Annotated in this window: 18 protein-coding genes and 1 tRNA gene; 6 read left to right on the top strand and 13 right to left on the bottom strand. The window is 43.6% G+C overall.

From position 1 onward, the window contains the following. Positions 1–96: 96 nt before the first annotated feature. The 3 genes from aroK (at position 97) to F612_RS0109335 (ending at position 2,791) form a co-directional block, all read left to right on the top strand. Positions 97–621 carry a shikimate kinase AroK gene (gene aroK / locus F612_RS13360; protein ID WP_019557502.1) on the top strand — a complete coding sequence of 175 codons (525 nt, stop codon included), beginning with the start codon at positions 97–99 and terminating at the stop codon, positions 619–621. Positions 622–720: 99 nt separating this feature from the next. Continuing rightward, positions 721–1,806 (top strand): 3-dehydroquinate synthase, encoded by a 1,086-nt coding sequence (gene aroB / locus F612_RS13355; protein WP_019557501.1) that lies wholly within the window; start codon positions 721–723, stop codon positions 1,804–1,806. 91 nt (positions 1,807–1,897) lie between these two features. Then, positions 1,898–2,791, top strand: coding sequence for a D-hexose-6-phosphate mutarotase (locus tag F612_RS0109335; RefSeq protein WP_019557500.1), 894 nt, complete (start codon positions 1,898–1,900; stop codon positions 2,789–2,791). Positions 2,792–2,893: 102 nt separating this feature from the next. On the opposite strand, the gene F612_RS0109330 is transcribed toward F612_RS0109335, so the two are convergent. Then, on the bottom strand, positions 2,894–3,604 hold the full coding sequence (locus F612_RS0109330; protein WP_019557499.1) for a YoaK family protein: 711 nt from the start codon (positions 3,602–3,604) through the stop codon (positions 2,894–2,896). A 325-nt stretch (positions 3,605–3,929) separates the two neighbouring features. Between F612_RS0109330 and F612_RS0109325 the strand changes: the two genes are divergently transcribed. Further along, positions 3,930–4,001, top strand: a tRNA-Arg gene (locus F612_RS0109325). Positions 4,002–4,063: 62 nt separating this feature from the next. Here F612_RS0109325 and F612_RS0109320 read toward each other — a convergent pair. The 4 genes from F612_RS0109320 to F612_RS0109300 all read right to left on the bottom strand — a co-directional run bounded on the left by F612_RS0109320 (position 4,064) and on the right by F612_RS0109300 (position 10,130). Beyond that, positions 4,064–7,150 (bottom strand): efflux RND transporter permease subunit, encoded by a 3,087-nt coding sequence (locus F612_RS0109320; protein WP_019557498.1) that lies wholly within the window; start codon positions 7,148–7,150, stop codon positions 4,064–4,066. Next, complete coding sequence (locus F612_RS0109315; RefSeq protein WP_019557497.1) at positions 7,147–8,202, bottom strand: efflux RND transporter periplasmic adaptor subunit; 1,056 nt, start codon at positions 8,200–8,202, stop codon at positions 7,147–7,149. Before F612_RS0109315 ends, F612_RS0109320 begins: the two co-directional genes overlap by 4 nt. Next, positions 8,199–9,563 (bottom strand): TolC family protein, encoded by a 1,365-nt coding sequence (locus F612_RS0109310; protein WP_019557496.1) that lies wholly within the window; start codon positions 9,561–9,563, stop codon positions 8,199–8,201. Before F612_RS0109310 ends, F612_RS0109315 begins: the two co-directional genes overlap by 4 nt. Before the next feature lie 78 nt (positions 9,564–9,641). After that, on the bottom strand, positions 9,642–10,130 hold the full coding sequence (locus F612_RS0109300) for a PepSY domain-containing protein (RefSeq protein ID WP_019557495.1): 489 nt from the start codon (positions 10,128–10,130) through the stop codon (positions 9,642–9,644). 222 nt (positions 10,131–10,352) lie between these two features. On the opposite strand from F612_RS0109300, the gene F612_RS0109295 reads away from it, so the two are divergent. Both F612_RS0109295 and F612_RS13020 read left to right on the top strand, forming a co-directional pair. Next, the gene (locus F612_RS0109295) at positions 10,353–11,051 is read left to right on the top strand and encodes a response regulator transcription factor (protein ID WP_019557494.1); all 699 of its coding nucleotides are present in this window, start codon (positions 10,353–10,355) and stop codon (positions 11,049–11,051) included. Then, positions 11,017–12,492 carry a sensor histidine kinase gene (locus tag F612_RS13020; protein WP_019557493.1) on the top strand — a complete coding sequence of 492 codons (1,476 nt, stop codon included), beginning with the start codon at positions 11,017–11,019 and terminating at the stop codon, positions 12,490–12,492. Before F612_RS0109295 ends, F612_RS13020 begins: the two co-directional genes overlap by 35 nt. A gap of 9 nt (positions 12,493–12,501) precedes the next feature. Here the strand turns inward: F612_RS13020 and F612_RS0109285 are convergent, their stop codons facing one another. From F612_RS0109285 to F612_RS12510, 8 genes are all read right to left on the bottom strand, one after another. Beyond that, positions 12,502–13,704 (bottom strand): MalY/PatB family protein, encoded by a 1,203-nt coding sequence (locus F612_RS0109285; protein ID WP_019557492.1) that lies wholly within the window; start codon positions 13,702–13,704, stop codon positions 12,502–12,504. 95 nt (positions 13,705–13,799) lie between these two features. After that, complete coding sequence (gene ovoA / locus F612_RS0109280; RefSeq protein ID WP_019557491.1) at positions 13,800–15,938, bottom strand: 5-histidylcysteine sulfoxide synthase; 2,139 nt, start codon at positions 15,936–15,938, stop codon at positions 13,800–13,802. A 206-nt stretch (positions 15,939–16,144) separates the two neighbouring features. Further along, complete coding sequence (locus F612_RS0109275) at positions 16,145–18,139, bottom strand: flavohemoglobin expression-modulating QEGLA motif protein (RefSeq protein ID WP_083917353.1); 1,995 nt, start codon at positions 18,137–18,139, stop codon at positions 16,145–16,147. 374 nt (positions 18,140–18,513) lie between these two features. Next, on the bottom strand, positions 18,514–19,578 hold the full coding sequence (locus F612_RS0109270) for a succinylglutamate desuccinylase/aspartoacylase family protein (RefSeq protein ID WP_019557489.1): 1,065 nt from the start codon (positions 19,576–19,578) through the stop codon (positions 18,514–18,516). Positions 19,579–19,600: 22 nt separating this feature from the next. Further along, on the bottom strand, positions 19,601–20,506 hold the full coding sequence (gene rimK, locus F612_RS0109265; RefSeq protein ID WP_019557488.1) for a 30S ribosomal protein S6--L-glutamate ligase: 906 nt from the start codon (positions 20,504–20,506) through the stop codon (positions 19,601–19,603). Beyond that, positions 20,506–20,934: an ATP-dependent zinc protease family protein gene (locus F612_RS0109260; RefSeq protein WP_019557487.1), complete on the bottom strand. Its 429-nt coding sequence runs from the start codon at positions 20,932–20,934 to the stop codon at positions 20,506–20,508. Before F612_RS0109260 ends, rimK begins: the two co-directional genes overlap by 1 nt. A gap of 21 nt (positions 20,935–20,955) precedes the next feature. Then, a complete protein-coding gene (mgtE, locus tag F612_RS0109255; RefSeq protein ID WP_019557486.1) occupies positions 20,956–22,317 on the bottom strand; it encodes a magnesium transporter in 1,362 nt (453 codons plus the stop codon). A gap of 11 nt (positions 22,318–22,328) precedes the next feature. Beyond that, positions 22,329–23,687 carry a hemolysin family protein gene (locus F612_RS12510; protein ID WP_019557485.1) on the bottom strand — a complete coding sequence of 453 codons (1,359 nt, stop codon included), beginning with the start codon at positions 23,685–23,687 and terminating at the stop codon, positions 22,329–22,331. Positions 23,688–23,696 lie beyond the last annotated feature (9 nt).

The raw sequence follows: 23,696 nt of genomic DNA, 5'->3' as shown, positions 1-23,696 counted from the left end.
ACTTACATCTTTTGAATAGGACCTGTTCTCACAAAATATTACGCATTTATTGAATCTTAAATGGAGGCGCTTTCATAAATCTATTACAATGACTTTATGCATAAAGAAAGTATATTTTTAGTAGGCCCTATGGGGGCAGGAAAGTCCACAGTAGGCAGATTGGTTGCAGAAAAGCTGAACTATCAATTTGTCGACAGTGATCATGAAATTGAACACCGAACGGGTGCCACTATTCCGATGATTTTTGACATCGAGGGTGAGGCAGGGTTTCGTGAACGTGAAGAACTGGTGATTGATGAACTCACTAAGCGTTGCGAAGTCGTTTTAGCGACGGGAGGTGGCGTGGTGGAGCGCGAAAAAAATCGTCAACATCTGCGTACGCGCGGCTTTGTGGTCTATCTGAAATCACCAGTAGAAGCCTTAATTCAGCGTACCAAACATGATCGAAATCGACCGCTTTTACAAACCGATAACCCAGGAAAAGTGCTGGCCGAATTGATGGAAAAGCGTGAGCCTTGGTATTTAGAAATGGCTGACCTTGTCATTGAAACTCAGCAGGTGTCCGTGCATCGCGTGGTCAAACAAATCCTTGAACGATTAGAAGAAGAGCATATTATTTAGATGATTTAGATGATTTAGATGATTTAGATGATTTAAGACAGCAGAATCAATCCTCCAAGAGTTACTCAGTAAACCTTATTTAAAAAAAGAGACAGAACAGTGAAGACATTACGTGTTGAGTTAGGCGACAGAAGTTATCCCATTTTTATTGGTCAAGGGCTAATGGGCAATGCCGAGTTAGTTAAGCCTTACGTTAAAGGTAAACAGGTGTTGATTGTCACCAACACGACCGTCGCACCTCTGTATTTAGAGGCCTGTGAAAAAGCCTTTGCCGATTTTGATGTCAAATCTGTGGTCTTGCCAGATGGTGAGCAATATAAAACCCTGGAAACGCTTAATTTGGTGTTTGATGAATTGATCGGTCAACGCTTTGATCGTAGCTGTACCTTGATCGCGCTTGGTGGGGGTGTCATTGGCGACATGACCGGCTTTGCGGCAGCGTCTTTTCAGCGCGGTGTGAACTTTATTCAAATGCCCACTACGTTATTGTCGCAAGTGGATTCTTCTGTGGGCGGAAAAACGGGTGTAAATCACCCGCTTGGTAAAAACATGATTGGTGCCTTTCATCAACCAGAGTGTGTCGTCATTGATACGCAAACTTTGAGCACCTTAGATGAACGCCAACTGTCATCAGGTCTGGCAGAAGTCATTAAATATGGCTTGATTCAAGATTCTGAGTTTTTTGAATGGCTTGAAGTCAATATTGAAAAACTCATGCTACGAGAACCAGAAGCTTTGGCGTACGCCATCGAACGCTCTTGCGGGGATAAGGCGCAGATCGTTGCTAAGGACGAAAAAGAAGCGGGTCTGCGTGCTTTGTTTAATCTAGGTCACACGTTTGGTCATGCGATTGAAGCCGGTATGGGGTATGGCAATTGGTTACATGGTGAAGGTGTGAGTGCCGGTACCATGCAAGCTGTTTTTCTATCTTCTCTGTTGGACGATATTGACGATGGTGATTTCGGGCGTATTAAAAACATTTTTGAGCGTGCTCATTTACCTGTCTATCCACCTAACGTGTCTGAAATGGATAATAAAACATTTCTCGCCATTATGGCCGGTGATAAAAAAGCTCAGGCAGGTACGATTCGTTTGGTGTTATTAAAGTCGATTGGTGAAGCTTATGTCACAGGTGACTACCCCCAAGAGTTACTTGAAAAAACCTTAACGGAGTGGCGTGCATAGCCTTCTTGATTCAGCTTTAACCGCCAGCTTCAAATGGATGGTTAAAATCTTATTTAATTTATTTTAATTCATTCTACATTTAGGGGGCGGTATGCCAAGTCGTTATTCACAACAATTTTCTGCAGAAGGCGTTCGTTTTTCAATGCGAGAAAACATCATGATGATTGATGTTGAAAATGCCTTTGCATCCGCTCAGATCACCACTCACGGCGGCTGTGTTTTAAGTTTTACGCCTAAGAATGGCCAAGATCTATTATGGGTGAGCCCGACGGCCCTTTATAACGGCCAGAAGCCTGTGCGAGGTGGAATCCCTATTTGCTGGCCATGGTTTGGGGCCCATTCGCAAGAAACATCAGCGCCAGCGCATGGTTTTGTACGCAATGCCGTTTGGCATTTAGACCATATTGCTAACTTAGACTCTGGTGTGACAGAAATCGTATTAACATTTGATTCTAATGCAGATACCTTAGCGATTTGGCCACACAGTTTTCATCTGGCTTTAAGAATTGAAGTCGGTGAGAAGTTAGCCATGTCATTAATCACCACCAATTTGAGTAACCACGACATTCAAATTACAGAAGCTTTTCACACCTATTTTAATGTGGCAGATGCCAGAAACTTAGTGATAACCGGCTTAGAAGGCAGTACTCATTTAGATAAGTTGAGCCATGCACCCGCTGAACGCCAAGTGAAAACCTTAACCTTAAATCCTCCAATGGACTCGGTCTATTTACATCAGACGAGTGATGTTTCGATTGAAGATGTTGGTCATCAACGCAATATCACTATTGAAAAACAGCATGCAGATTCGGCTGTTGTTTGGAATCCAGGACCTGAAACCGTTAAAGGCTTTGCGGATGTCCCTGACGATGTATGGCCAGAATTTGTCTGTGTCGAAGCAGGTAATGTCTTTGATAATGAAGTCATGATTGCCAGTGGTGATAAACATACTATGACAATGTTGTTATCGAGTCAGCGATCTTAAATTTCTAGCCTTACCAGACCTATCCTACGGCTTTACAAATCCATGTGGACGTAGGGTAAGTTTTTTGAAGCCACCTTGAAAGCAACTATTAATAGTGCTTTCTTAAGGTTGGCGTGCCTTACGTGCTGTTTTACGTGAATAATTCCTCAAGTAGATGCTACCGAGTATTCCTGTTAAAAGACCAGGAAAAATCAGTGACCAATTCGGAATGGCTAGATAGGCGTAGATGCCTATAATGCCTCCCAGTACATAATGTACCAGCAGTACGACTAAGACATTACTTTGCCAATTCCACGGAGTTTTAGACATTATCTTCTTGGCAAAATGCACCCCTATATCGGTCGCATTGCCCGTCATGTGGGTGGTGCGCAATTGCAGGCCTCTATAGCTCGCGACTAAGGCATTTTGAATACCACACGCCATGGCGCTGAGAAGGACAGAAAAGACCGAGTGTTGGAAGCTGAATAGAGCGGCAAGGGTCAGCAAAACACAGTTCAGAATTAAGCCATAGCCATAGTTTGGCGTTTCGTTATAAGGTTGTTGCCCTATCAGTAGGCCTGAAATGAAGGCCCCTAAAATAAAGCTGATTAAAATCAGCATAGCGATACTGAGCAAAGACCAGTCAAATGCGACCAAATGGGCGCTGACTTGAGAGGCTACTCCTGACATTTGACTCACCGGTATACTAAACTCAATCAACATAGCGCTATTGATGTAGCCAGCAATTAGAGCCATTAAACCAGCAACGATATAAACCTTGAAGATTTGGGTTTGATTAAGAGATTCAGCGGATTCTCTAACGGGATATGGCATTACGAGTCCTTAAGTTAGGTGACACCGACGTAAATAGGCTTGTGTATCATCATAAGCAATATAGCCCTGTTTTAACAGGGGTTTAACGCGAAATCGTTTAAAAATGAAGGCATTATAGTTGTAAACTACGCGACTGTTTTATAGCTGTATTTATCTTAATGGATTAAGGATGTGAACTGAAACGGACCAGGCCTGGTCAAATTTTAAATAATTTAAATTAAATGAATTTAATTTAGAGAAGAAGCCTGTATTTAGGGTTAAATTGTGGATAATATGCCTACTCAGTGAGTCTAGACTTATTCATTCTTATACTGATTTCTAATCTGCGGCTATAGTTCAAGGGATATAACGGCCCCCTCCTAAGGGGCAGATCCAGGTTCGAGTCCTGGTGGCCGCACCCTTTAACTCTCCTGTCTCTGTGTTAGCCTTATTTCAATACCTTTCAATTTGAGTCAAACGTTACACGTTTTTCGATGGTTTCCCTCGTTTAAAAAAGGGTTTTGCAAACATTCGGTAGACCAATGGCATGACGATAATCACCAGGGGTATTTGCACTAATAATCCAGAAATAATGGCGATGGCCAATGGCTGCTGCATTTCGGAACCTTGCCCCAGTGCTAAGGCTAAAGGAATGAGTGCAAGTATGGCGGCCAATGTGGTCATCGCAATCGGCCGCATGCGGTTAACTCCCGCTTGTATGATGGCTTGATTCTGTTCGACGCCTTCTTTTATTAAGGTTTGAAACTCAGAAAAATAAAAAATCGAGACTTCGGTGACGATGCCTATAATCATGGTCATGCCCATCATTGCCGTAATGTTAAGTTCCATATTGGTGAGCCATAGTCCGATAAATACCATGCCCGTTGCGAGTAAGGGGGGCACAAGAATAGCAATGGCCGCAGCAATGTCTTCATACAAGAAAAGTAAGAGTAGAAAAATAAGGGCTAAAGCAGCGACAAAAACACTGATTAAGCCTTTAAAAGCGATTTGTTGTTGTTGGTACAATCCCCCCAACTCATAATACACACTGGAGGGTAACGTCTTTTGAGTGTTTAAAAGATGTTTGATGTCAGCGATTGTTGAACCCATGTCCCGCCCCGAAATGCGCCCTGTGACAGCAACCATTCGCTTAAGGTTTTCACGTGTGATTTGAGGTTGCCCTATTTCGGGGGTAATTTCGGCAATTCGATTCAAAGGAAAAAGATGACCATCCGGTGCTCGAATCATCATTTTTCCAATGTCTTCAATGGTCGTACGTGCCGATTTAGGCGTCCAGACACGAACACCTACGAGTTTGATTCCTTCCTGAATTTGAGTCGTCACAATACCCGTGAGCCATTGCGTCATTTGGTTCGTGACGTTTTCCGGATCGACGCCTTCAAATGCCGCTTTTTCGCGGTCTATTACGGTGGTAATAGCATCACCTGCCAAAATAATGCCATTCTTTACTTCTACCACCCCCGAGATATTTTTGATTTTTTCAGCGACTTGAGTCGCCACTTTCATGAGTTGTGGGAAGTCATTACCGTACAGTTTGATCTCGATGGGTTGAGGCACAGCGGTCAAATCCCCAATAACATCCTCCATTAACAGAGCCGTTTCCACCTCTATTCCCGGAATTTTAGAGGCAATTTCTGTTCGCACATCCGTCATAACTTGATCGATTCCTGGGCGAGGGAAAGGTTTGAGTCGCACAAAAAAATCACCTTGATTGGTTTCGGTGAGGCCGCCACCCAACTGACCTCCTAATCGAGCAGAGTAGGTTTGTATGGCGGGGTGATGAATCAATACCTGTTCAACTTGTCGTAAGACCCGTTCACTTTCAGGGATAGACGTGCCGGGTTTTTGCACAAAATCGAGAATAAATCCACCTTCATCCATATGTGGCATAAAGCCTGATCCCACATTATGAAAGGCTAATCCAGACGCCAAAACAAATGGCAAGATACCGAGCCAAATCCAAATAGGTTTGTTTAATACCACCTTCATTAAACGTTGGTATCTGGTTTGTATGACTTTAAAGGTTGCGCCAGTATCGTTCACTTGAGCATCTTTGTGGGTTAACAGATGCTCAGCTAGCAAAGGGACCGCTAACCAAGCAATCATGAAGGATGCAAATAACGCACTGGCCATGGTGAGAGACAATGCTTGAAAAAATGATCCCGTTACACCACTTAAAAATGCCAATGGTATAAAAATGATAATGGTGGCAGCAGAAGAGCCCATGAGCGGTTTCGTAAATTCAATGGCCGATTCGCGAATAGAATGATTGATGCGGTCTCTGTCATTAGACTGATCTTTGTTGTCGCGCATTCGCCTTACTATGTGCTCAATCATGACAATACCATCGTCTACAATCAATCCTACCGCTGCGGCCATTCCCCCCAAAGTCATGATATTGAAACTGGCGCCTAACAAATACAGCGTAAGGGCTGAAACTGACAGGGCCGCTGGAACGATAATCAGAGCAATCAGAGTTATTTTGAGATTGCGTAAAAAGAGAAATAAAATCAGCGCAGCCAGCAGAACGCCAATTATGATGGCGTCTCTAACGGTATTGGTGGAAGAATGTATTAATTCGCTTTGATCGTACCATTTAGAGAGGTGTAAGCTGTGTGGCAATTTAGATTGGTAGTCGGCAAGCCGTTGTTTGACTTGATCTGAAATGTATACCGCATTACTTTTGGGTTGTTGAAAGATCATCAAAAAAGCAGCAGGTTTACCATCCGCTGAGGTTTTTAGCCAATTCGGAGTCACTGATATTGTGATCTTTGCAATGTCTTGCAAGCGTACTAGTCCGTTCGTTCCACTTCGCAAAATAGTATTTCGAATGGACTTTATGTCGTGTAAACGTGTGTCTGCTAAGTTTAGGTAAAGTTTATAGTGGTCTTCCAAACGACCAACGGCTTTAAGAACATTACTTGCTGAGAGTGCTTGAGTCACATCACTAAACGCTAAATCGTAACTGGCCATTTTTTCAGGATCAATTTCCACTAAAAATTCAGCTTTGTCGCCGCCCATGATGACCACTTTTGCGATGCCTTCAATGGACGAGAGTAGAGGCACTAATTGCTGTTGTCCTATGTCTCTAATGGTAACTTGTGACAGTTGGTCAGAGGTCAAGCTATAGGCAATAACAGGGAACACGGTTGGGTCCATGCGCCTGACAGTAAATTTGGTGCCAGGAGGGAGATTCGGAAGACTTTGGTTAATGGCGGACTCAACTTGCAACAATGCAGAGCCCATGTCCTGACCCCAATTGAAGTTAATAGAGGCTTCTGCGCTACCGCGACTGGTGGTTGAACGTATCGAGTGAACGCCAGGAACAGGTCGAACAGTCTCCTCTATTTTTCGAGTAACGGCGATGACCATTTGGTCAGCGGGTTGATCACCCGCTTCGATGGTGACTGCAATGCGCGGAAAATTTATATTAGGGAACATGCCTTGAGGGAGTTGAGAGACACTGAAACCACCAGCAATGGTTAAAATGAGAAAGAAAAATAAAATGGATCGACGGTGTTTGGCAGCCCAGTGTGCTAAATTCATGGTTGGCTCTCCTGAATGGCCATGCCTTCTTCTAGCTCATAATTGCCTTGCGTAATCACGTGATCACTCTTTTGCAGGCCATGGATGACCTCTACGAAATTATGGTCACTTTCACCTGTCATAACTCTGGTTTTTATGGCCTTATTCTGGATGTTTTGATAGACAAACGCGCCTTGCTCATCGTATAAAATCGCACTGCGAGGCACCGTGATACCTGAGTGCGTATTGAGTTGAATCTCACCTTTCAAACGGCTGCCTAAGACTAAAGACTGTGTGAGCTCTGAGGGAATGGATGCAATGACATCCACCCGTTTGGTGGCAGGATTGAGAATGGCATTGATTTGTGAAATATGGGAGGTAAATACTAACTGGTCATTAAACACTGACTGCAGTTTAACGGCGTGACCAAGCGTGATTTGTGATAAATCTTCGGGCTCAATCCCTAAATGGATGACCCAGTGTTGTTGACTGGCGAGTTGAACGGCGCTGGTGTCCGCTTGTACACGCTGCCCAGCTTTGAGGTCAAGTTGCACGATAATCCCATCTTTCGGTGCTCTAAATACCTGCTGATTCTGATCCAATCCCTGCTTTTTTAAACTGTTTAAATTGATCTTAGCGTCTTGCAACTTACTTTCAGCGATAGACACTTGTGCGTTCGTGCTCATATGAGAGCGTAATAATTGGCGTTCTCGGTTTAAGTCTTTATGAGCAAACGCGACTGCGGCCTGTGCTTGCAGGTAAGTCATTCTGGCCGTGGGGGCGGTATTTACGGTAAACAGTACGTCGCCTTGTTTGACTTGTTGGCCCAGTTGCACACTGACTTGGCTGATTAATCCAGCATGTGGCAGTGAAAGAGTCGTGATTTGATCGGTATCGGGTTGTATATCACCAAAAACGGAGAGCGTCTTGGTGATGGATTCCAACCTCACTTTTTCAGAGTGGACCTGTGCCGTAAGCGTGACCGTTATTGGCACGGTATCGTCTTCATCAGACAGAGCAATCGAGCTATTAAATCCTAGCAGTAAAGCGGTTGTTAGTAAGGTAGCTTTCATAATTTATCCCCCATAAATGTTGGTTTTGTGAGTTTAACAGGAGATTCCATAGGGATGGCAAGCAGAGTTTGAAGCGCAATTTTGTTTTCCCATCGTAGTTGCTCAATATTGAGTTGATCCAGTTGCTTTTGAATCCAGCTGGTTTCTAGGTTAATAAAAATTAAGGCGTTGAGCTCACCCAATTGATAGGCGGGGCGAGCTTGGATCAGGAGCTTGTGCACCTCAGGTAAAAGCTGGTTTAATTGGATTTGCTGTTGGTTTAAAAGAAGCTCTCGTTGCCCCAGCTTTTGCACTTCGTTATGTGCTTGATTCAGTCGAGCCTGAAACTCTGCAAACAGCTGCGCTCGTGTGGCGCGCGTCTGCGCAATGACGCCTCGATTACCGTTCAATAAAGGCAGGTTTAAGGAGAGATTGAGTCCATTGGTTAATACCCCTCCTGTGTCACTCGCACGGCTAACACCTAAGGTGATCGCCGGAAACTGTGCCATGATGGCATTACGGACATTGGCTTCTTGACTGAGATAGCCAGCTTTAAGAGCCAATAAATCGGGTCGGGTCGTGTTCAATTTTTTTTGATATATTTCCAATTCATCGACCGATAAAGGTGTGAGTGCAGGCAGGCCTTGCAGCTGAAAAGTCGTGCGGCTATCCAGTGACATGATGTCCGCTAAGGCTTGTTGTGTATCGTTATGTGTTTGAGCCAGTTGATTTATTTGACTGGTCAGGTCAAGAAGGCTAGTCAGGTCAATGCTCGTGACATCCAAGGTGACATTGCCCTTTTGCAATTCGGTCTGAGACAGAGCATATCGGGATTGATAGAGTTGCAGTGACGTTGATAGTAACTGTAGCCGTTTGTGTTCTAGCTCGCTACGAACAAAAAGTGTGCGGGCTTGTTGAACCACTTGCCACTCTTGCCATTGCAGTGTCATTTTTGACGATTTAAAGGCTTCTTGTGCACTGGTTACCTGGTCTGTATGGGTGAGTAGAGACATTAAGTCGTAACTTAAGCCAATTCCCCAAGCATTGACTAAGCCGGACGATCCGTTTACAGGTTGATCAATGTTCATTGATTGGAGAGGATCTGGAAACAATTGAGCTGAAATAATTTGCGCTTTAGATACCTGTAATTGAGTTCGTTTAGCGGTTAAATCGGAATTATTGAGTAAGGCCAATAGGGCAACTTGCTGGATATTAAGAGGGGATGTGATTTGAGGAGCGCCTTTCAGCCTGTCCACAGAGTCAGAGAGTGATACGTTTTCAGGTAGGGGTTTGGCTTCATACCGAGTGCAACCACTAAGCAGAATCAGTATGATGCTCAAATTAACGATTGATTTAGTCGAGATGTGTGAGAAGGTGATCATAGTGTTTCCATTCAGTGGTTTTGTGATGCACCGCAAGACAGCATCAGGCTTGGCAGAGGGGTTAGATGAAAAAAGCGTTTAGTCCTCATTCTCCTCAGACAGTGCAAGTTTAATGGCGTTGCCATTGCCGGCATCCAATGTCAGATCAAACATCTGTCCCTGTTGGCTTAAAATAGTCAGTTCCCAGACCAAGAAGTTTTCATCTTCATCTAACTTTGCTTTAAAGACTTTTCCTAGACCTGTTTGGTTGCCTAATGAGATGGCCTTGGTTTGATCGATTAACGCTAATCTGGCAACGTCTTGTGTGTCTTGGTACCATGCAACGGGAATCTGACCTTGATATTCCGAGTCCTGCTCTTCGTCCTCTTGATTGGTTAATTGTACTAACTGCTGGCTGCTTAGCTCACCTTTAATGGGAGTCCCTTGATAGAGTGACTCTGCAGAAAAAGCCTGTGCGCTGCTGACCAATAGAGTAATGGACAGCCCAATTGCCGACAGATATTGCCTTTGACTTTGTTGAGCTGTATTTTTCTTAAGTGCCACACATGGTGCTATTGACGGTGTCATTCGATTTCTCCTAATGTAGATACAAGTTGAACGTCAGGGGGAATCCCTTTCTAGAGTTCATCATATTCGCAAGCTTGTAAGGTGTCGTTTGCCATTTGGTAAGGAAGCGGCGAATGACCTTTCTATTTGGTAAGGTTGGTTGGCGGCAAACACTTTTATACTATAAGCATCATATGGTGGTTAAATGGACAAGTTGATTTGTCTGGAATAAGGAATCAAAAAATGAAATTGTTGATTGTTGAGGACGACCCCATTGCAGCAGAGGTGTTGGCGCAAAATTTAGAAAGCTTAGGGCATCAAACGCAGTTAGCCAGAAATGGGCTTGAGGCGCTGGCGTCGGTCGCCCAAGACTCTTTCGATGTCATGGTCATTGACCGAATGATGCCGAAAATGGATGGCATCGAGGCAATTAAACAGCTGCGAGCCAACCATAATACAATGCCTGTTCTAATATTGAGTGCACTGGGGGACGTAGACGAACGCGTAGAGGGTCTGCAAGCGGGAGGGGACGACTATCTGGTCAAACCCTATGCATTAAGAGAGCTCGTTGCTCGGCTCGAGGTACTGGTCAAACGCTCACAAACCGTCATGTCCCCGATTTTAAATGATTGGATAGAGGTGTTTGATTTACGTTTGAATAAGGTGTCCGGAAAGGTCTTTCGTCAAGAAAAACGTGTGCTTTTACAGCCTCAGGAGCGAAAGTTATTAGAGTATTTTGCACTCAACCCCAATCAATTAATTACCCGTAATATGTTGCTTGAAAAGGTTTGGGATTTTCATTTTGATACCGACTCCAATTTGATTGATACCCAAATATCCCGCTTACGTACCAAAGTGGACAAACCCTTTCATCCACCATTGATTCACACGATACGAGGCAAAGGGTATGTTTTTTCGCACACTCCAGACGTTTTGGCGTAATCCATTGAAACGCTCCGCCAATAATGAGTTAAATGTGACAAAACCTAATATTTGGCAAACGCTTGCCATGCGCCTGGCCATCCGCCAATCCATCTTTTTGAGCGGGTTAACCCTGTTAGCCATGTTAACGTTGTATTGGGCTTTAAACAGCTTTGTGTTGGCTCAAATAAGTTCCGATTTAAGCTACAACCTGGGGCAGTTGACACGTATTCAACAAACGCAAGGTCAAGCGTCTCTTATCGAGAATTTACAGCAGCTAAAAGCTGAGAATCAAACACGAGGTCACAGCCACCGATATTATTTGTTATTGTCCGCACAGGGCGAACGATTGGCGGGGGGATTACAGAGTTGGCCTGAAGAAGTGGTATTGGATAGTCAGGTGGCGAATGTTCTGTTGGAAAAAGAAAATCTGCCGCTGCAGCGAATGGATATTGACGAAGGATTTTGGCCAGCGGTGGCCACCGAGTTTACCGATGGGTCAAAGCTATTGATTACTCAGAGTATCGATTCCACTGAACAATTGAAAGACTTTACCTTGATGGTCATGCTGCTGCTATTTGGTGGGGTTACCTTCATCTCTTTATTATTAGGTTGGCTGTTGGGAAATAAAATATTACAAAGAATTGATCCCATTAATCAAACAGCGAGAGCGATTGAATCGGGGAATTTAAGCCATCGAGTAAGACTGCCGTCTTTGAATCATTTACCCGATGAGTTTGATGAACTTGCATCGCATTTAAACCGAATGTTAGACACCATCGAACAGTTGATGCGCGATATGCGCCAAGTCAGCCAAAATATCGCACACGATTTACGCAAGCCTTTAACGCGGATCCAAACCAGAGTTGAAAGCTTGCAAAGCCAACCGTCAGTGAGTTCAGATGCCTTATCGGATGTTTTGCAGGAGATGGATTCCTTGGGTAAAACGTTTAATGCGTTATTGCAGTTAGGACGATTAGAATCCGGCACTCAAAGTGGTGTTTTACACCCGGTGAACCTATCAAAATTGTGTGAAAACTTAAGCGATCTGTATCAAGATATGGGCTCAGAGCAAGGGTTGATATGGGTGAATAACCTCTCTGAAAACTTATGGGTTCAGGGCGATCGGCAGTTGTTGGCTCAAGCGATTATTAACCTTTTAGAAAATGCTTTGAATTACTCGCATTCGGGAGAGCGTATTGAATTCAGATTACAACTCACACCAAAAAATCGTGTTGAAATTCGCATTGATAATAGTGGTGTGGACATAAAACAAGAACAGTTATTGGAGATACAAAAACCCTTTGTTCGTTTAGACAGCGCACGTTCGGACCAAGGCAACGGACTCGGTTTACCCATGGTAAAAGCCATTTGTGACGTTCACCACTCAACGCTTAAATTGAGTATTAAAGCCAATCTGTTTTCCGCTGTATTTGTATTAAATAGATCGGAGCGTTCATAAAGCAGTTTGTTAGCGGATGTAGGCGCTCGCCGCCGTTTCTAACTGTTTTAAGGCTTTGAGTAAAGCGGGTTTCGAGACGGCGATGTTCATTCGCATAAACCCTTTGCCAGCCTCGCCAAAGGCTAATCCATCGTTTAACCCTAATTTTGCTTTTTGGACGAGCCAATTTTTTAGTGTTTCTTGATCATCAAACATCTCTCTAAAATCCAGCCAAATCAAGTAGGACGCTTGTGGTCTAGAGAAAGTCACCAAAGGCAAAAACTCTTTCACAAAGTTCTCTACCGTGTCTAAGTTTTGCGTGAAGTGCTTTAATAAATCTTCTTTCCACGTGAAACCCTGTTTGGAATAGGCGGATTGCAAGGCAATCATAGCGAACAGATTCAAGTTGTGGATAGAAACGCTGTTGGCAATGCTCAAATAAGCGGTTTTCAATTGAGGGTTAGCAATGAGGGCATAACCGATTTGTAAGCCCCCTAAATTAAAGGTTTTACCAGGGGAGCTTAGTGTAACCGTTATGTTAGCAACCTCTGGAGAAAGAGATGCAATAGGCACGTGTTGTTGGCCGTCATAAACTAAGTCAGAGTGAATCTCATCCGAGACAATTATGACATTATGGCGCACGCAAATTTCAGCGATTTGTTCCAGCTCAGATCGTAACCAAACGCGGCCAACGGGATTGTGGGGATTACAAAATAGGAACAATTTTACCTGGTTGTCGACGATGGCCGTTTCAAATGCAGCAAAGTCGATTTGATATTGGTGATTTAACCGAACTAAGGGGGTTTCGACCAGCGTTCGGTCATTGAGTTTAGGGGCCTGTAAGAATGGGGGGTAAATCGGCGGTTGCACTAAAACTGAATCGCCCGGCTGGGTAAATGCAGAAACAGCCATGTGAAAACCGTTGGCAACATTATGGGTAAACACTATTTGGGATGTTGTAATGTGATAATGGTGATGTGCTTGCCAATCGATAATCGCTTGATAGACGGGCTCAGGTGTGACGGTGTATCCCAGTAAAGGATGTTGTAAACGTTTCTTGAGTGCATCGAGGATAAACGAGGGCGTGGGCAGATCCATGTCGGCGACCCACATGGGTAAGACGTCTTCTGTCCCAAACAGTGCCTCACGCAACGCATATTTCTCGGCATAAGACCCTTCCCTAGAAATGGTTTGGTTAAGCTCGTCGTTAAAGTCATTGAGGGGCGCTTGCATGAATCAACTCTCTTTTCTATGTTGTTTATTGCCTATAAAGCACTTGTTAGAGACACAATAAAGTGTCTGTTTCAAAATGACCAGGCCTGGTCACTTTACTTTCGTTTTTTCCAAAGTGTGACTTGCGACAGACTATGTTGATATTTACGTTGGGTTTCACGAATCACAAACGGTAAGTCAAAGGGAGTTCCGACGAGTTCAAACTCGGCATCCAGTACCGCGTGTAAACCTTGCAGCGTTGACACATTTTCACCTGTTTGAGGGTCTTTGTAGCCGCCTAGCCAATATTTTTTAGCGGTAAAGTCTTCTAGCCACGTATAAGGGGAGGTCAGCATTAATAAACCTCTTGAATTTAAACGCTGGTGAATTTCAGCTAAGAATTTTTTAGGTTCATATAGACGGTCAATCAAATTAGCCGCGACCACCATGTCATAGCCCGTAAATATCGGTTTGAGATTAGTGGCATCCTGCTGTAAAAAGGTACATTTATTGGCGATGTTTGCCAAATTGAGCTCGGCTAAACTGCACTCCTTAAAGTCTATAATCTCGCCTTCTATAGGCATTGTGTAGAGTACACTTCCGGTCTCTTTGAGTTGATTGGCGACTTGAATAAAACGTGCCGAGAAATCTACTCCGGTCACCTCGTCAAAATAGTGCGCCAGTTCAAAACTTGCTCGCCCTACAGAGGAGCCGACTTCCAGTACTTTCAAAGCCTTGTTGATTTTAGAATCGTTGAAGTCAGAATCTTGCTGGATGGCTTCAATGGCTGCCTGAGCATAGGCTTGGGCAAAATTTTGTACGCCAAAATGCGATTCGCCGTAGTGAAACTCACAATATTGAGAGACTGCCGTATCGGTTTCATAGGTGGAGAAATGTGTCTGTACGACTTCGGCCGATTCGATATAACGAAATCCTGCGTGCTGGAAGAAATGACGGCGAAAAGCATAACGCGATGTGGAGCTCATGAGATTGCCGGTTGAGATCCAGCTGCCACCTTTAAATAGGGTGTGCTGGTTATCGAAAGTTGGGGTCGTGAAGTCATCGTAAAGCGGGTGTACCTTAAAGCCTTCATACGGATAAATAGGCGTTTGCGTCCATTGCCAAACATTGCCGATGACGTCAAAGAAATCTCCTGTTTGGTTAGTGTTTACCGGTATAGTCGAAGCGTATTGTTGTAAGTTTATATTGGCCTGATCTATATGGTGTAGGGCGTTGCTATGGTCGCGAAGACGAAGGTATTCATCTTCACTGGGTAAACGCAGTGAGCGACCGGTTTGGTGGCCTTTCCAGTGACAAAAAGCCGCAGCTTCCAAGTTGTTGACTTCAACAGGCCAGTTCCAGGGCATTGGGATTTCATCGGTCAAACAACGTAACCACCATTCATCGTCTTTTTTTAACCAAAAAGTAGGGTGTTCATCAGGGCTGAATTGTCGCCATTTGTTGCCTTCTTTATCCCAATATTCTGGATTTCTATAACCACCAGCCTGCACAAATTCAAGGTACTCTTGGTTAGAAACCAAAAAAGCAGCGGCTTTAAATTCTTCAACGACGGCATGATGATGTCCATATTCACTGTCCCAGCTGTAAACTTCGGTGGGGTCTTGCTGGTTGACAGTGATTTCACCTGCAGGCACTTCAAATAAGATATTTTGGGGAGCCTCACTCCTGTCAGGGCAAATAGGAAAAACAGGTGTGGCGACCACCGAAGTAATGGGCAGCTGGCGAATCAATACGGATGAGGTCTCTAAGTGAATACGCTCATGTTCAATACACATCATAATCGGCCACATTTGACTGGCCCAATCAATCGGTAACGTAAATTCAATCTCATCAATTAAGTCATTGACAGCCTGGCGGACTTGTTGACGATAGTGGCGGACAGAATCAACCGTTGGCCAATCATAATGGGCTTCATTCAGATCATCCCATGACATTTCGTCCACACCAATCGCACACATGGATTCGATGTGGGGATTCATGCGCTCAGGCAGTAACTTGGCCAGCATAAGTTTATTGGTGAAAAAAGTAGACGTATGACCGAAGTAAAAAATCAGTGGATGGCGTAAACGGGACGGTTTTTCATAATAAGCGCTGTCGGAAGCTAAGGTTTCAAATAAAGCTTCATAACTGTCTTGAGTTTGATTGAAGTACGCTTTGATTTCTGCACGTTTAAGCTCTATATCCCCTTGATTCAGCAACAGTGGTTTTGAAACTAGATCTGCTCGACTTAACATGAAGGCTCCGTGATTTTTTTATTTAAGTATTTATTCTACCCTATTGGATCTACCAGCATGAACGGTGAAGTTGTCATTTTTTAGCCCGGCCTATTTAGGTTTTGGAAAATTTGATATTCGTTCGAATACGACAACAAGTTTTAGGGTTTTTGACCGCCCTCAAGGCTGAGAGCGAAAGGTGATATATGAACGTTTTATACGGCGATTTAATCCGAAGAGTGCATCAAATAATCCAATATTGGATTGGCTTTCAAGCCCATATCTTTTTTCAAATACATCGGCAGATGGGGGGGTCGAGTAACCATGCCGCGCTCTGTCATTTCATTGATTGTTTTAAGGTAAGCAAAGCTGGTTTTGCCAATATAAAGCCCTTCTAAAGATTCTTTACTGTGAATCTTCAACGCATCCTTAAGGCCGCGTAAATATAAGAAATCTTTAGTGAAGCCCCCTGCACGATAAACGCGGGCGGTTAAACGGAACGCTTCATCTCGAGCAATGCCATAATCATTCATTAAGGTCTTAAAAGTATGGCTGAAGTCATATTGATTAATCATCATTTTGACGGCAATCACCCGTAAAGCTAGGGTTTTCAATCGCGGCAAGTTCATATTGCCCGTCATATATTCGGATAAGATTGCCAAACCTTCTTGAGTATAGGTATTGCCCGGTAGACCCAATTTAAAAATCTTTAAAGGTTGTAAATCTGCATTTACGGTGGTTACCATATGCACTCCTAGTTCATGATGAATTAAGGCATTGATTTCCATCTGATTCATTTTCATGGATTTATTGATGAGAATGGTTTTTTTAGCATTGTCCACCATCGCTGAGGCGATGATTTTATCGGTCACTTCAACGTGACACTGAATATTGTATTCTTCCAATGCCGTTAAAAAATAGGCCTTAGCCGACAGTGCATCAATGGTTCGCTCTTCAAAGACTTCAAAAGGCTTGGCATAGAGAATAAAATGCGCCATTTGAATGTCATCTTCACTTGGCTCACCATAATAGCGCAATGAGTTATAGAGAAAGTTTTCTGTCCCAACGGTTGCTAATAAATCGATTTTAGTCGCATAGGAGTCAATGGTATCGCGATACATCTGTTGAATGGAAATGTCTGAGATGTCATTTTCAGGTAAGCGGTAGAGTTGTTCACGAAATTCGAAGGGATTGATCTCTAACTGTCGATAATCAAATTCAGGCGTATAGTTATAATTTTTGGCAAAAAAACGTTTTTGTTCGCGCACAATGTTTTTAGGGTTAATATAAGACAAGGTCGAAATGCCACTGGCGAGTTGGTGAAGTTTTTTGTCTAGCTTTAACACTGCCGGCTCCAGTTCTGAAGAGAGCATTTGGGTTTTATGGCGTGGTGTGTTTGGCTTGCCTTGTTTTGCAAAATAAAGAGCATTGGCTAAAATGATTTGTTTCAGTGCCGATTTTAATTCATCTAAGACCAGCGGATAAGCTTCACCACTTAACTCATTCATAAAAACTTTTTTGATCACCGTCGGTAAGGCTAAAGTGTTTTTAAAATGCTGCTTTACAAAGGTTGCTAAATACCCTCGGCCAAAAAACAGTTCATCAATGGCGGAACGCGTATCAATATTTGGCATGTTCGTCATGCCTAGACTTTTATTCCAGTGCGTAATTACGCGGTCCCAACGAATACTGTCAAGTTGTTCTGTTCCAATATTGAAGGTCGGTGGCGAAATTTCGCCAGCCATGTGGCCATGGTTATAGGCGTGCAAATCATAAACTAGGCAATTGCCATGCAGTTTTTCAACTTTTTTAATGAGCGCGCCCAGTACACGATAGAACAAGGCATGTTTATTTACACTAAGCTGTATTTCATTTATCGCCAGAGGCACAGACCAAACCTGTTTAGCTTCTTTATAAATACAGGTTTCTGCCGGTTGATTTAAGTCGTACTCATAACGAGAATCTAAGGCAACCAACGTGATTGGCATTGAAGAGATCATTTCACCTGTGAAAGGACTCTCTTCATAAAGTCTTTCGCTGTCTGATAAAACACACTTTTTTGCTAAGTCTTTGCGTAATTGGTGACCGTTATGAATCGCTGTGCAGACAAAAAAACCATAGTCTTCAATTTTGATTTCAAAGGCCTCTTCAATCACCGCGTGAAAAAGTAGACCTTTTTTAATGGCTTTAAGACAAGCCTTTTCGGAGAGTTTAAGCATCATTATTGACCTTAGAGAATCTGAATTTTCGAGAGTGTAGATGTTTTTTAATATGTGTGACGGTTACGATCAAATCGGTGATTTTAATCAGCGAATCCGTATCGTCAGACGGTGTATTCTTGCCAAGCGTGCATTAAAAATAAAATATCCATACGTTTCTCTCAGCAATTTTGAGCGCTCTAAAAATTGAAGTTTACCTGAAAATAAGGGTTTGCAATAGATAAATATAACGTAAATCAGGATGAATACACTTGATTAGATGAACGCTCTTGAATATAAAAAATAGCGTTCGTATACGGGGGGAAGCGACGACTCGGCTGAGTTTCCTCAGCCAAGTGTTATATAGTGTTTTTTAGTGGCGTATGACTCGGACAACGTTAATAGGTTGGAATATCTTCAGTCGGATAGGGTAAAGTACTGTCGTCCGACATCTCTTCATTAAAATCATATACTGACGTTGCCGCAACCGAGCTACGCTCGAATTGAGCGATATGGAAAAGTGCTTCACCTTCATTGACTAAGGGCATTTTCATCTGTCCTATCACGATGCCATTGGCTGAGGAGTAGACTTTCATCTCACTCTCTCCAAATGGGTCTGAAACTACGCCCATCAGGGTGATATCAGCAATGACTCGCGCACCATCCTGAACCACCGAACGAAAGATGCCACTGTGAGGTGCTCGAATCCAAGCACTGGAACGCGCAATGACAGGTGGTTTAGTGTTCGCGACCAATTTACGTGATTTGGGCAACATCTCTAGCTTACGCATGACGTTAATGATGCCGCGTACACCTGCTCGAATAGCGGTTTCATCAAATCGTAACGCTTCTCCAGCTTCGTAAAGGAGAACGGGTATGTTACGTTTAACAGCGGCCGCACGTAAGGAGCCGTCTCTTAAATCTGAATTTAGCATTAACGGTGCCGCAAAGGCTTCGGCTAAACTCATGGTCACTTCATCATCTAGATTAGCGCGAATTTGTGGCAAATTAGAACGGTTAATAGCACCCGTATGGAGATCGATTCCATGGGTGGATTTTTTCACCACTTGATTTAAGAAGAGGTGGGCCATTCGACCGGCAATGGAGCCTTTTTCTGAGCCTGGAAAGCTACGATTCAAATCGCGTCTATCCGGTAAGTAACGAGTGTGATTGATAAAGCCATGTAGATTCACAATGGGTACGGCAATCAAGGTGCCTTTGAGACGGCTTAACGTTTTCACTTTGAGTAAACGGCGAATAATCTCGACGCCATTCAGTTCATCACCATGAATGGCTGCACTGACAAATAACACTGGGCCAGCTTGCTTGCCACACAATACCTGTACAGGCATGGTGAGTTCACTGTGGGTATATAGCTTTCCCACCACTAAATCGACTGTCTTACGTTCACCTGGCAAAATCGTTATGCCACCGATCGTAATGGACTTGTTTTTTGTGTCCATAAAATATCTCCGCAGCCCTTTCCTAACCTTTGCCTTTAGTACGTGTGTTATTGGGTTTGGCATTCTTTTCAATAAAGTCAATGACCATGCCTGCGATATCTTTTTGGGTGGCACCTTCGATACCTTCTAAGCCAGGTGAAGAGTTGACTTCCATGACCACAGGCCCGTGATTCGAACGTAGTAAATCCACACCACAGACATTCAGTCCCATGGCTTTTGCAGCATTGATTGCGGTTGCTCTTTCAGCCGCTGTAATCTTCACCAATGAAGCTGAGCCACCTTGGTGAAGGTTAGAACGGAACTCGCCCTCTTTACCTTGACGTTTTATGGCTGCAATGACCTTGCCACCGACGATGAAACAACGGATGTCGGCACCGCCAGCTTCTTTGATAAATTCTTGGACCAAAATATTGGCCTTCAAACCGTTAAAGGCCTGAATAACACTGGAAGCGGCAGCGTGTGTTTCCGCTAAAACCACACCGACCCCTTGAGTTCCTTCAAGCAGTTTAATAACGACTGGTGCACCACCGACTGTTGCCAGAAGGTCATCGACATCATCGGGAGAGTGTGCAAAACCGGTGACGGGCAAGCCGATGCCTCTGCGAGACAATAACTGCAAACTTCTCAGCTTATCACGTGAACGCGAGATGGAAACAGACTCGTTTAAAGGGTAGACGCCCATCATTTCAAACTGACGTAAGACGGCCGTACCATAAAATGTGACAGAAGCGCCAATGCGTGGAATGACAGCATCAAAGCCCGACAATACTTCACCTTTATAGTGAATGGTAGGGTGTACTGAGTTAATATTCATATAACAACGTAAGGCATCAATGACACGGACTTCGTGTCCACGCGCTTCAGCGGCTTCGACTAATCGACGGGTTGAATAAAGTTTAGGTCCACGCGATAAAATTGCAATTTTCATTATTTCTTTCCTTGTAAATAAGATTTGCCGGGGTCGACAATGAAATGCCCTTTTCTTAAAGCAGTTCGACCTAATAGCATATTAAATTTCATGGTGTCACGATCTGTCAGTGACACTTGTATTGGATAGTGACTTTCGCCAATCTCCAGTATGGTTTCGATAAAAAATCGTTCAGAAACATTCCCACTGGAGTCCGTTACTAATCGCTTATCCATCACTCTAGCTTCGCAAAGTTGGATTTTGCTTAAATCCGTTTCATCAACATGGACTGAAAAACGCACCCACTCTAGTCCACCGCTTTCAAAAGCATCTACCTTAAATGCATGTAATGCGGAATTTTTGGCACCCGTATCGACTTTACATTGCATGATTGGAATGCCTATTTCAGGTAATCCAATCCACTCTCTCCAACCCACCAATTTTTTCATAATGGCTCTTTCTGTTTAAAGTTAAGTTAAAATTAGCAATGTTGCCAATCCTAAGAAGGACATAAAGCCAACCACATCGGTGACAGTGGTTAAAATAACCGCTCCTGACAGTGCCGGGTCAATATCCATTTTTTTGAGAACTAACGGTACGGCAATGCCAGCCATGTTCGCAATCGTCATATTGATTAGAATCGCTAAGGTGATCACGATACTGATCATTAAGTCATTGAACCATAAGTGGGCAATCAAGCCAACAACAAGTGCCCAGACCAGACCATTCATGAAACCTACCCATACTTCTTTATTGAATAACCACCAACGGTTATTACCCCCAATTTGCCCCATGGCGAGTCCACGGATGACAATGGTTAGGGTCTGGCTACCCGCAATGCCGCCCATGCTGGCGACGACAGGCATTAATACCGCTAAGGCCACAACTTGTGATAATACAGCCTCAAATTGGCCAATCACATACGCCGCTAAAAAGGCCGTAGCTAAATTGATACCAAGCCAAATACCACGACTTTTAGCACTGGTCATAATCGGTGCAAACAGTTCTACATCATCACTTACCCCTGACATACTCATCAGCGTATTATCAGAGTCTTCACGGGTAATTTCCATGATGTCTTCAATATTTAACTGACCCACGAGTAGGTTGCACCCATTAATCACTGGAGCAAAATGCAAACCTTTAGAACGTAAAATGGCCGCCGCATCATGAATATTCATTTCATCCAATAGGGTCACCGACTGATGCATGAACTCGGAGACTAAAGCGTCTTGGTTTTGTTTGACCAAATCAACCAAGCTTAAAGAACCAGTCAGACGGTTATCTTTATCTGTGACCATAACTTCTTGGGTTTGTTCATCCAGTAAGTGTTTAATGCGAATGAAGCGTTGTACTGTTTCTAACGTGACATCTTCTTTGACATTAACGGTCTCGGGATCCATGTAGCGACCGACAGCATCTTCTTCATAGGCGTGTAACGTCTGCACGTATTCACGTGTGCTCTCGTCTAAGTTACCAATGACTTCTTCTTTAACGGAGTCATGCACCGTATCCAAGATTTCTGCAATGTCCTGAGCGGCTAAATCTTTTGTCAGTTCAGAGACTTCTGCAGACTGCATTTCCGACATTAAGCTAGTACGGACTTCCTCATTAACCTCGACCAGTACTTCACCCCTAATGTCCTCAGGGACACACTGCCAAATCTTTTCACGATTATAGGGTGGGAAGGATTCGAGTAATAATGCAATTTCACTGTCGATTTGATGGGAGAGAAACTCACAAACCAAAGCCTGATTATCTTGCTCAATTAGAGCTTGCAGATGAAGCAACTTCTCTTCTGAAGACTGCATGTTTTCTTCATTTTGACTCATAGAATTTCTCTTTATTCTTTATCGGCTAAGGCTTCAGAATCGACCATTTCAAAGGTTTCTTTCAGACGTTGTACGAACACCGTTTCTGGTCGATGGTGATGAATTGTCGTCACTTTAAAGACCCATCCTTCATGCTCAACACTGTCGCCTTTTTCAGGAAGACCATTCAGTCGCATCATAATCAACCCTGATAGGGTGCTGACATCCATGGATTCTAAAAATTTGATATGGGTGAGTTTTTCAAAATCATGCAAGGCCATCAGGCCATTAACTTCAAAACCTTGGTAGATATCAATGGCATCTTGCGCTTCTTGTATAGCCGCTTCGTCTTCATCCAGTTCATCTGCAATTTCACCCACAATCTCTTCAATAAGGTCTTCCATCGTGATAATGCCGGCAAAGGCTCCATGCTCATCAATGACAAAAGAGATATGGTTACGCGTCATGCGCATTTCATCAAATGCTTTTTGTAATCCCATCACTTCAGGCATAATCCCGGCAGGGCGAGCCATTTCCCTTAATGATTCTGAGCTGACGATTTCATCATTTAATATTTTAAGCGTTAAATCTTTGAGCAGTAAAAAGCCAATTACATTGTCTAAAGAGCCTTCAATGAGCGGATAACGTGAATGTCCAAGTCGTTTAATGATATCGATGGTTTCTACCCAAGGAGCGTTGATATCAATGCAATCCACCTTGTTACGTGACACCATAATGTCGCGGGCAATACGGGTGTCGAATGCAAACATATTTTGGATCATGCCGGCTTTAGAGTTATCCATTTCGCCATGCTCTGAAGAGGCATCAATTAAATCGCTGATCTCTTCAACACTGAAAATCTCATCATGGGACGCTTCCTTAACCCCAAGTTGTTTTAGAATGGCAGAAGCGGCCCAGTTTAAAGCTTTAGTGAGCGGATAGCTTAAAAGATAGAAACCATGTAAAGGGATGGCTATCCATAAAGAAACGGGTTCAGGCTTGCGAATGGCATAGGTCTTCGGTACTTGTTCACCAATCACGATGTGCAAGGAGGAGAAGATGACAAAACCGACAATAAAGGCGGTAATGTGTAGAGCTTCTTCAGAGATGCCTATAGAATGGAATAGAGGTTCAAGTAGCTTGGCGACAGCAGGTTCACCTACCCAACCTAACCCAAGTGAGGCCATGGTAATGCCGAGTTGGCATGCCGCCAAATAGGGTTCAAGATTGTGTTTAATCGTTAACAGTAACTTGGCATTTAAACCGTCTTCTTTTGCTAAGGTTTCAACTTTGGACATGCGAATTTTAACCAGTGCAAACTCAGCCGCAACGAAAAAGCCATTGGCGACGAGCAAAAGCACGATGATGATTAAACTTGTACTGCTTTCCATGTGAAGTTC

Source organism: Thiomicrorhabdus arctica DSM 13458 (genome assembly GCF_000381085.1).
Taxonomy (GTDB): Bacteria; Pseudomonadota; Gammaproteobacteria; order Thiomicrospirales; family Thiomicrospiraceae; genus Thiomicrorhabdus; species Thiomicrorhabdus arctica.
The sequence above is the reverse complement of the archived record's forward strand: the minus strand, read 5'-3'. Positions and strand labels throughout refer to the sequence as shown.

Excerpts from the sequence above, each read along its gene's own strand:
- aroK (WP_019557502.1), top strand. The coding sequence starts at position 97 with ATGCATAAAGAAAGTATATTTTTAGTAGGCCCTATGGGGGCAGGAAAG.
- F612_RS0109335 (WP_019557500.1), top strand. The coding sequence starts at position 1,898 with ATGCCAAGTCGTTATTCACAACAATTTTCTGCAGAAGGCGTTCGTTTT.
- F612_RS0109330 (WP_019557499.1), bottom strand. The coding sequence starts at position 3,604 with ATGCCATATCCCGTTAGAGAATCCGCTGAATCTCTTAATCAAACCCAA.
- F612_RS0109320 (WP_019557498.1), bottom strand. The coding sequence starts at position 7,150 with ATGAATTTAGCACACTGGGCTGCCAAACACCGTCGATCCATTTTATTT.
- F612_RS0109315 (WP_019557497.1), bottom strand. The coding sequence starts at position 8,202 with ATGAAAGCTACCTTACTAACAACCGCTTTACTGCTAGGATTTAATAGC.
- F612_RS0109310 (WP_019557496.1), bottom strand. The coding sequence starts at position 9,563 with ATGATCACCTTCTCACACATCTCGACTAAATCAATCGTTAATTTGAGC.
- F612_RS0109300 (WP_019557495.1), bottom strand. The coding sequence starts at position 10,130 with ATGACACCGTCAATAGCACCATGTGTGGCACTTAAGAAAAATACAGCT.
- F612_RS0109295 (WP_019557494.1), top strand. The coding sequence starts at position 10,353 with ATGAAATTGTTGATTGTTGAGGACGACCCCATTGCAGCAGAGGTGTTG.
- F612_RS13020 (WP_019557493.1), top strand. The coding sequence starts at position 11,017 with ATGTTTTTTCGCACACTCCAGACGTTTTGGCGTAATCCATTGAAACGC.
- F612_RS0109285 (WP_019557492.1), bottom strand. The coding sequence starts at position 13,704 with ATGCAAGCGCCCCTCAATGACTTTAACGACGAGCTTAACCAAACCATT.
- ovoA (WP_019557491.1), bottom strand. The coding sequence starts at position 15,938 with ATGTTAAGTCGAGCAGATCTAGTTTCAAAACCACTGTTGCTGAATCAA.
- F612_RS0109275 (WP_083917353.1), bottom strand. The coding sequence starts at position 18,139 with ATGATGCTTAAACTCTCCGAAAAGGCTTGTCTTAAAGCCATTAAAAAA.
- F612_RS0109270 (WP_019557489.1), bottom strand. The coding sequence starts at position 19,578 with ATGGACACAAAAAACAAGTCCATTACGATCGGTGGCATAACGATTTTG.
- rimK (WP_019557488.1), bottom strand. The coding sequence starts at position 20,506 with ATGAAAATTGCAATTTTATCGCGTGGACCTAAACTTTATTCAACCCGT.
- F612_RS0109260 (WP_019557487.1), bottom strand. The coding sequence starts at position 20,934 with ATGAAAAAATTGGTGGGTTGGAGAGAGTGGATTGGATTACCTGAAATA.
- mgtE (WP_019557486.1), bottom strand. The coding sequence starts at position 22,317 with ATGAGTCAAAATGAAGAAAACATGCAGTCTTCAGAAGAGAAGTTGCTT.
- F612_RS12510 (WP_019557485.1), bottom strand. The coding sequence starts at position 23,687 with ATGGAAAGCAGTACAAGTTTAATCATCATCGTGCTTTTGCTCGTCGCC.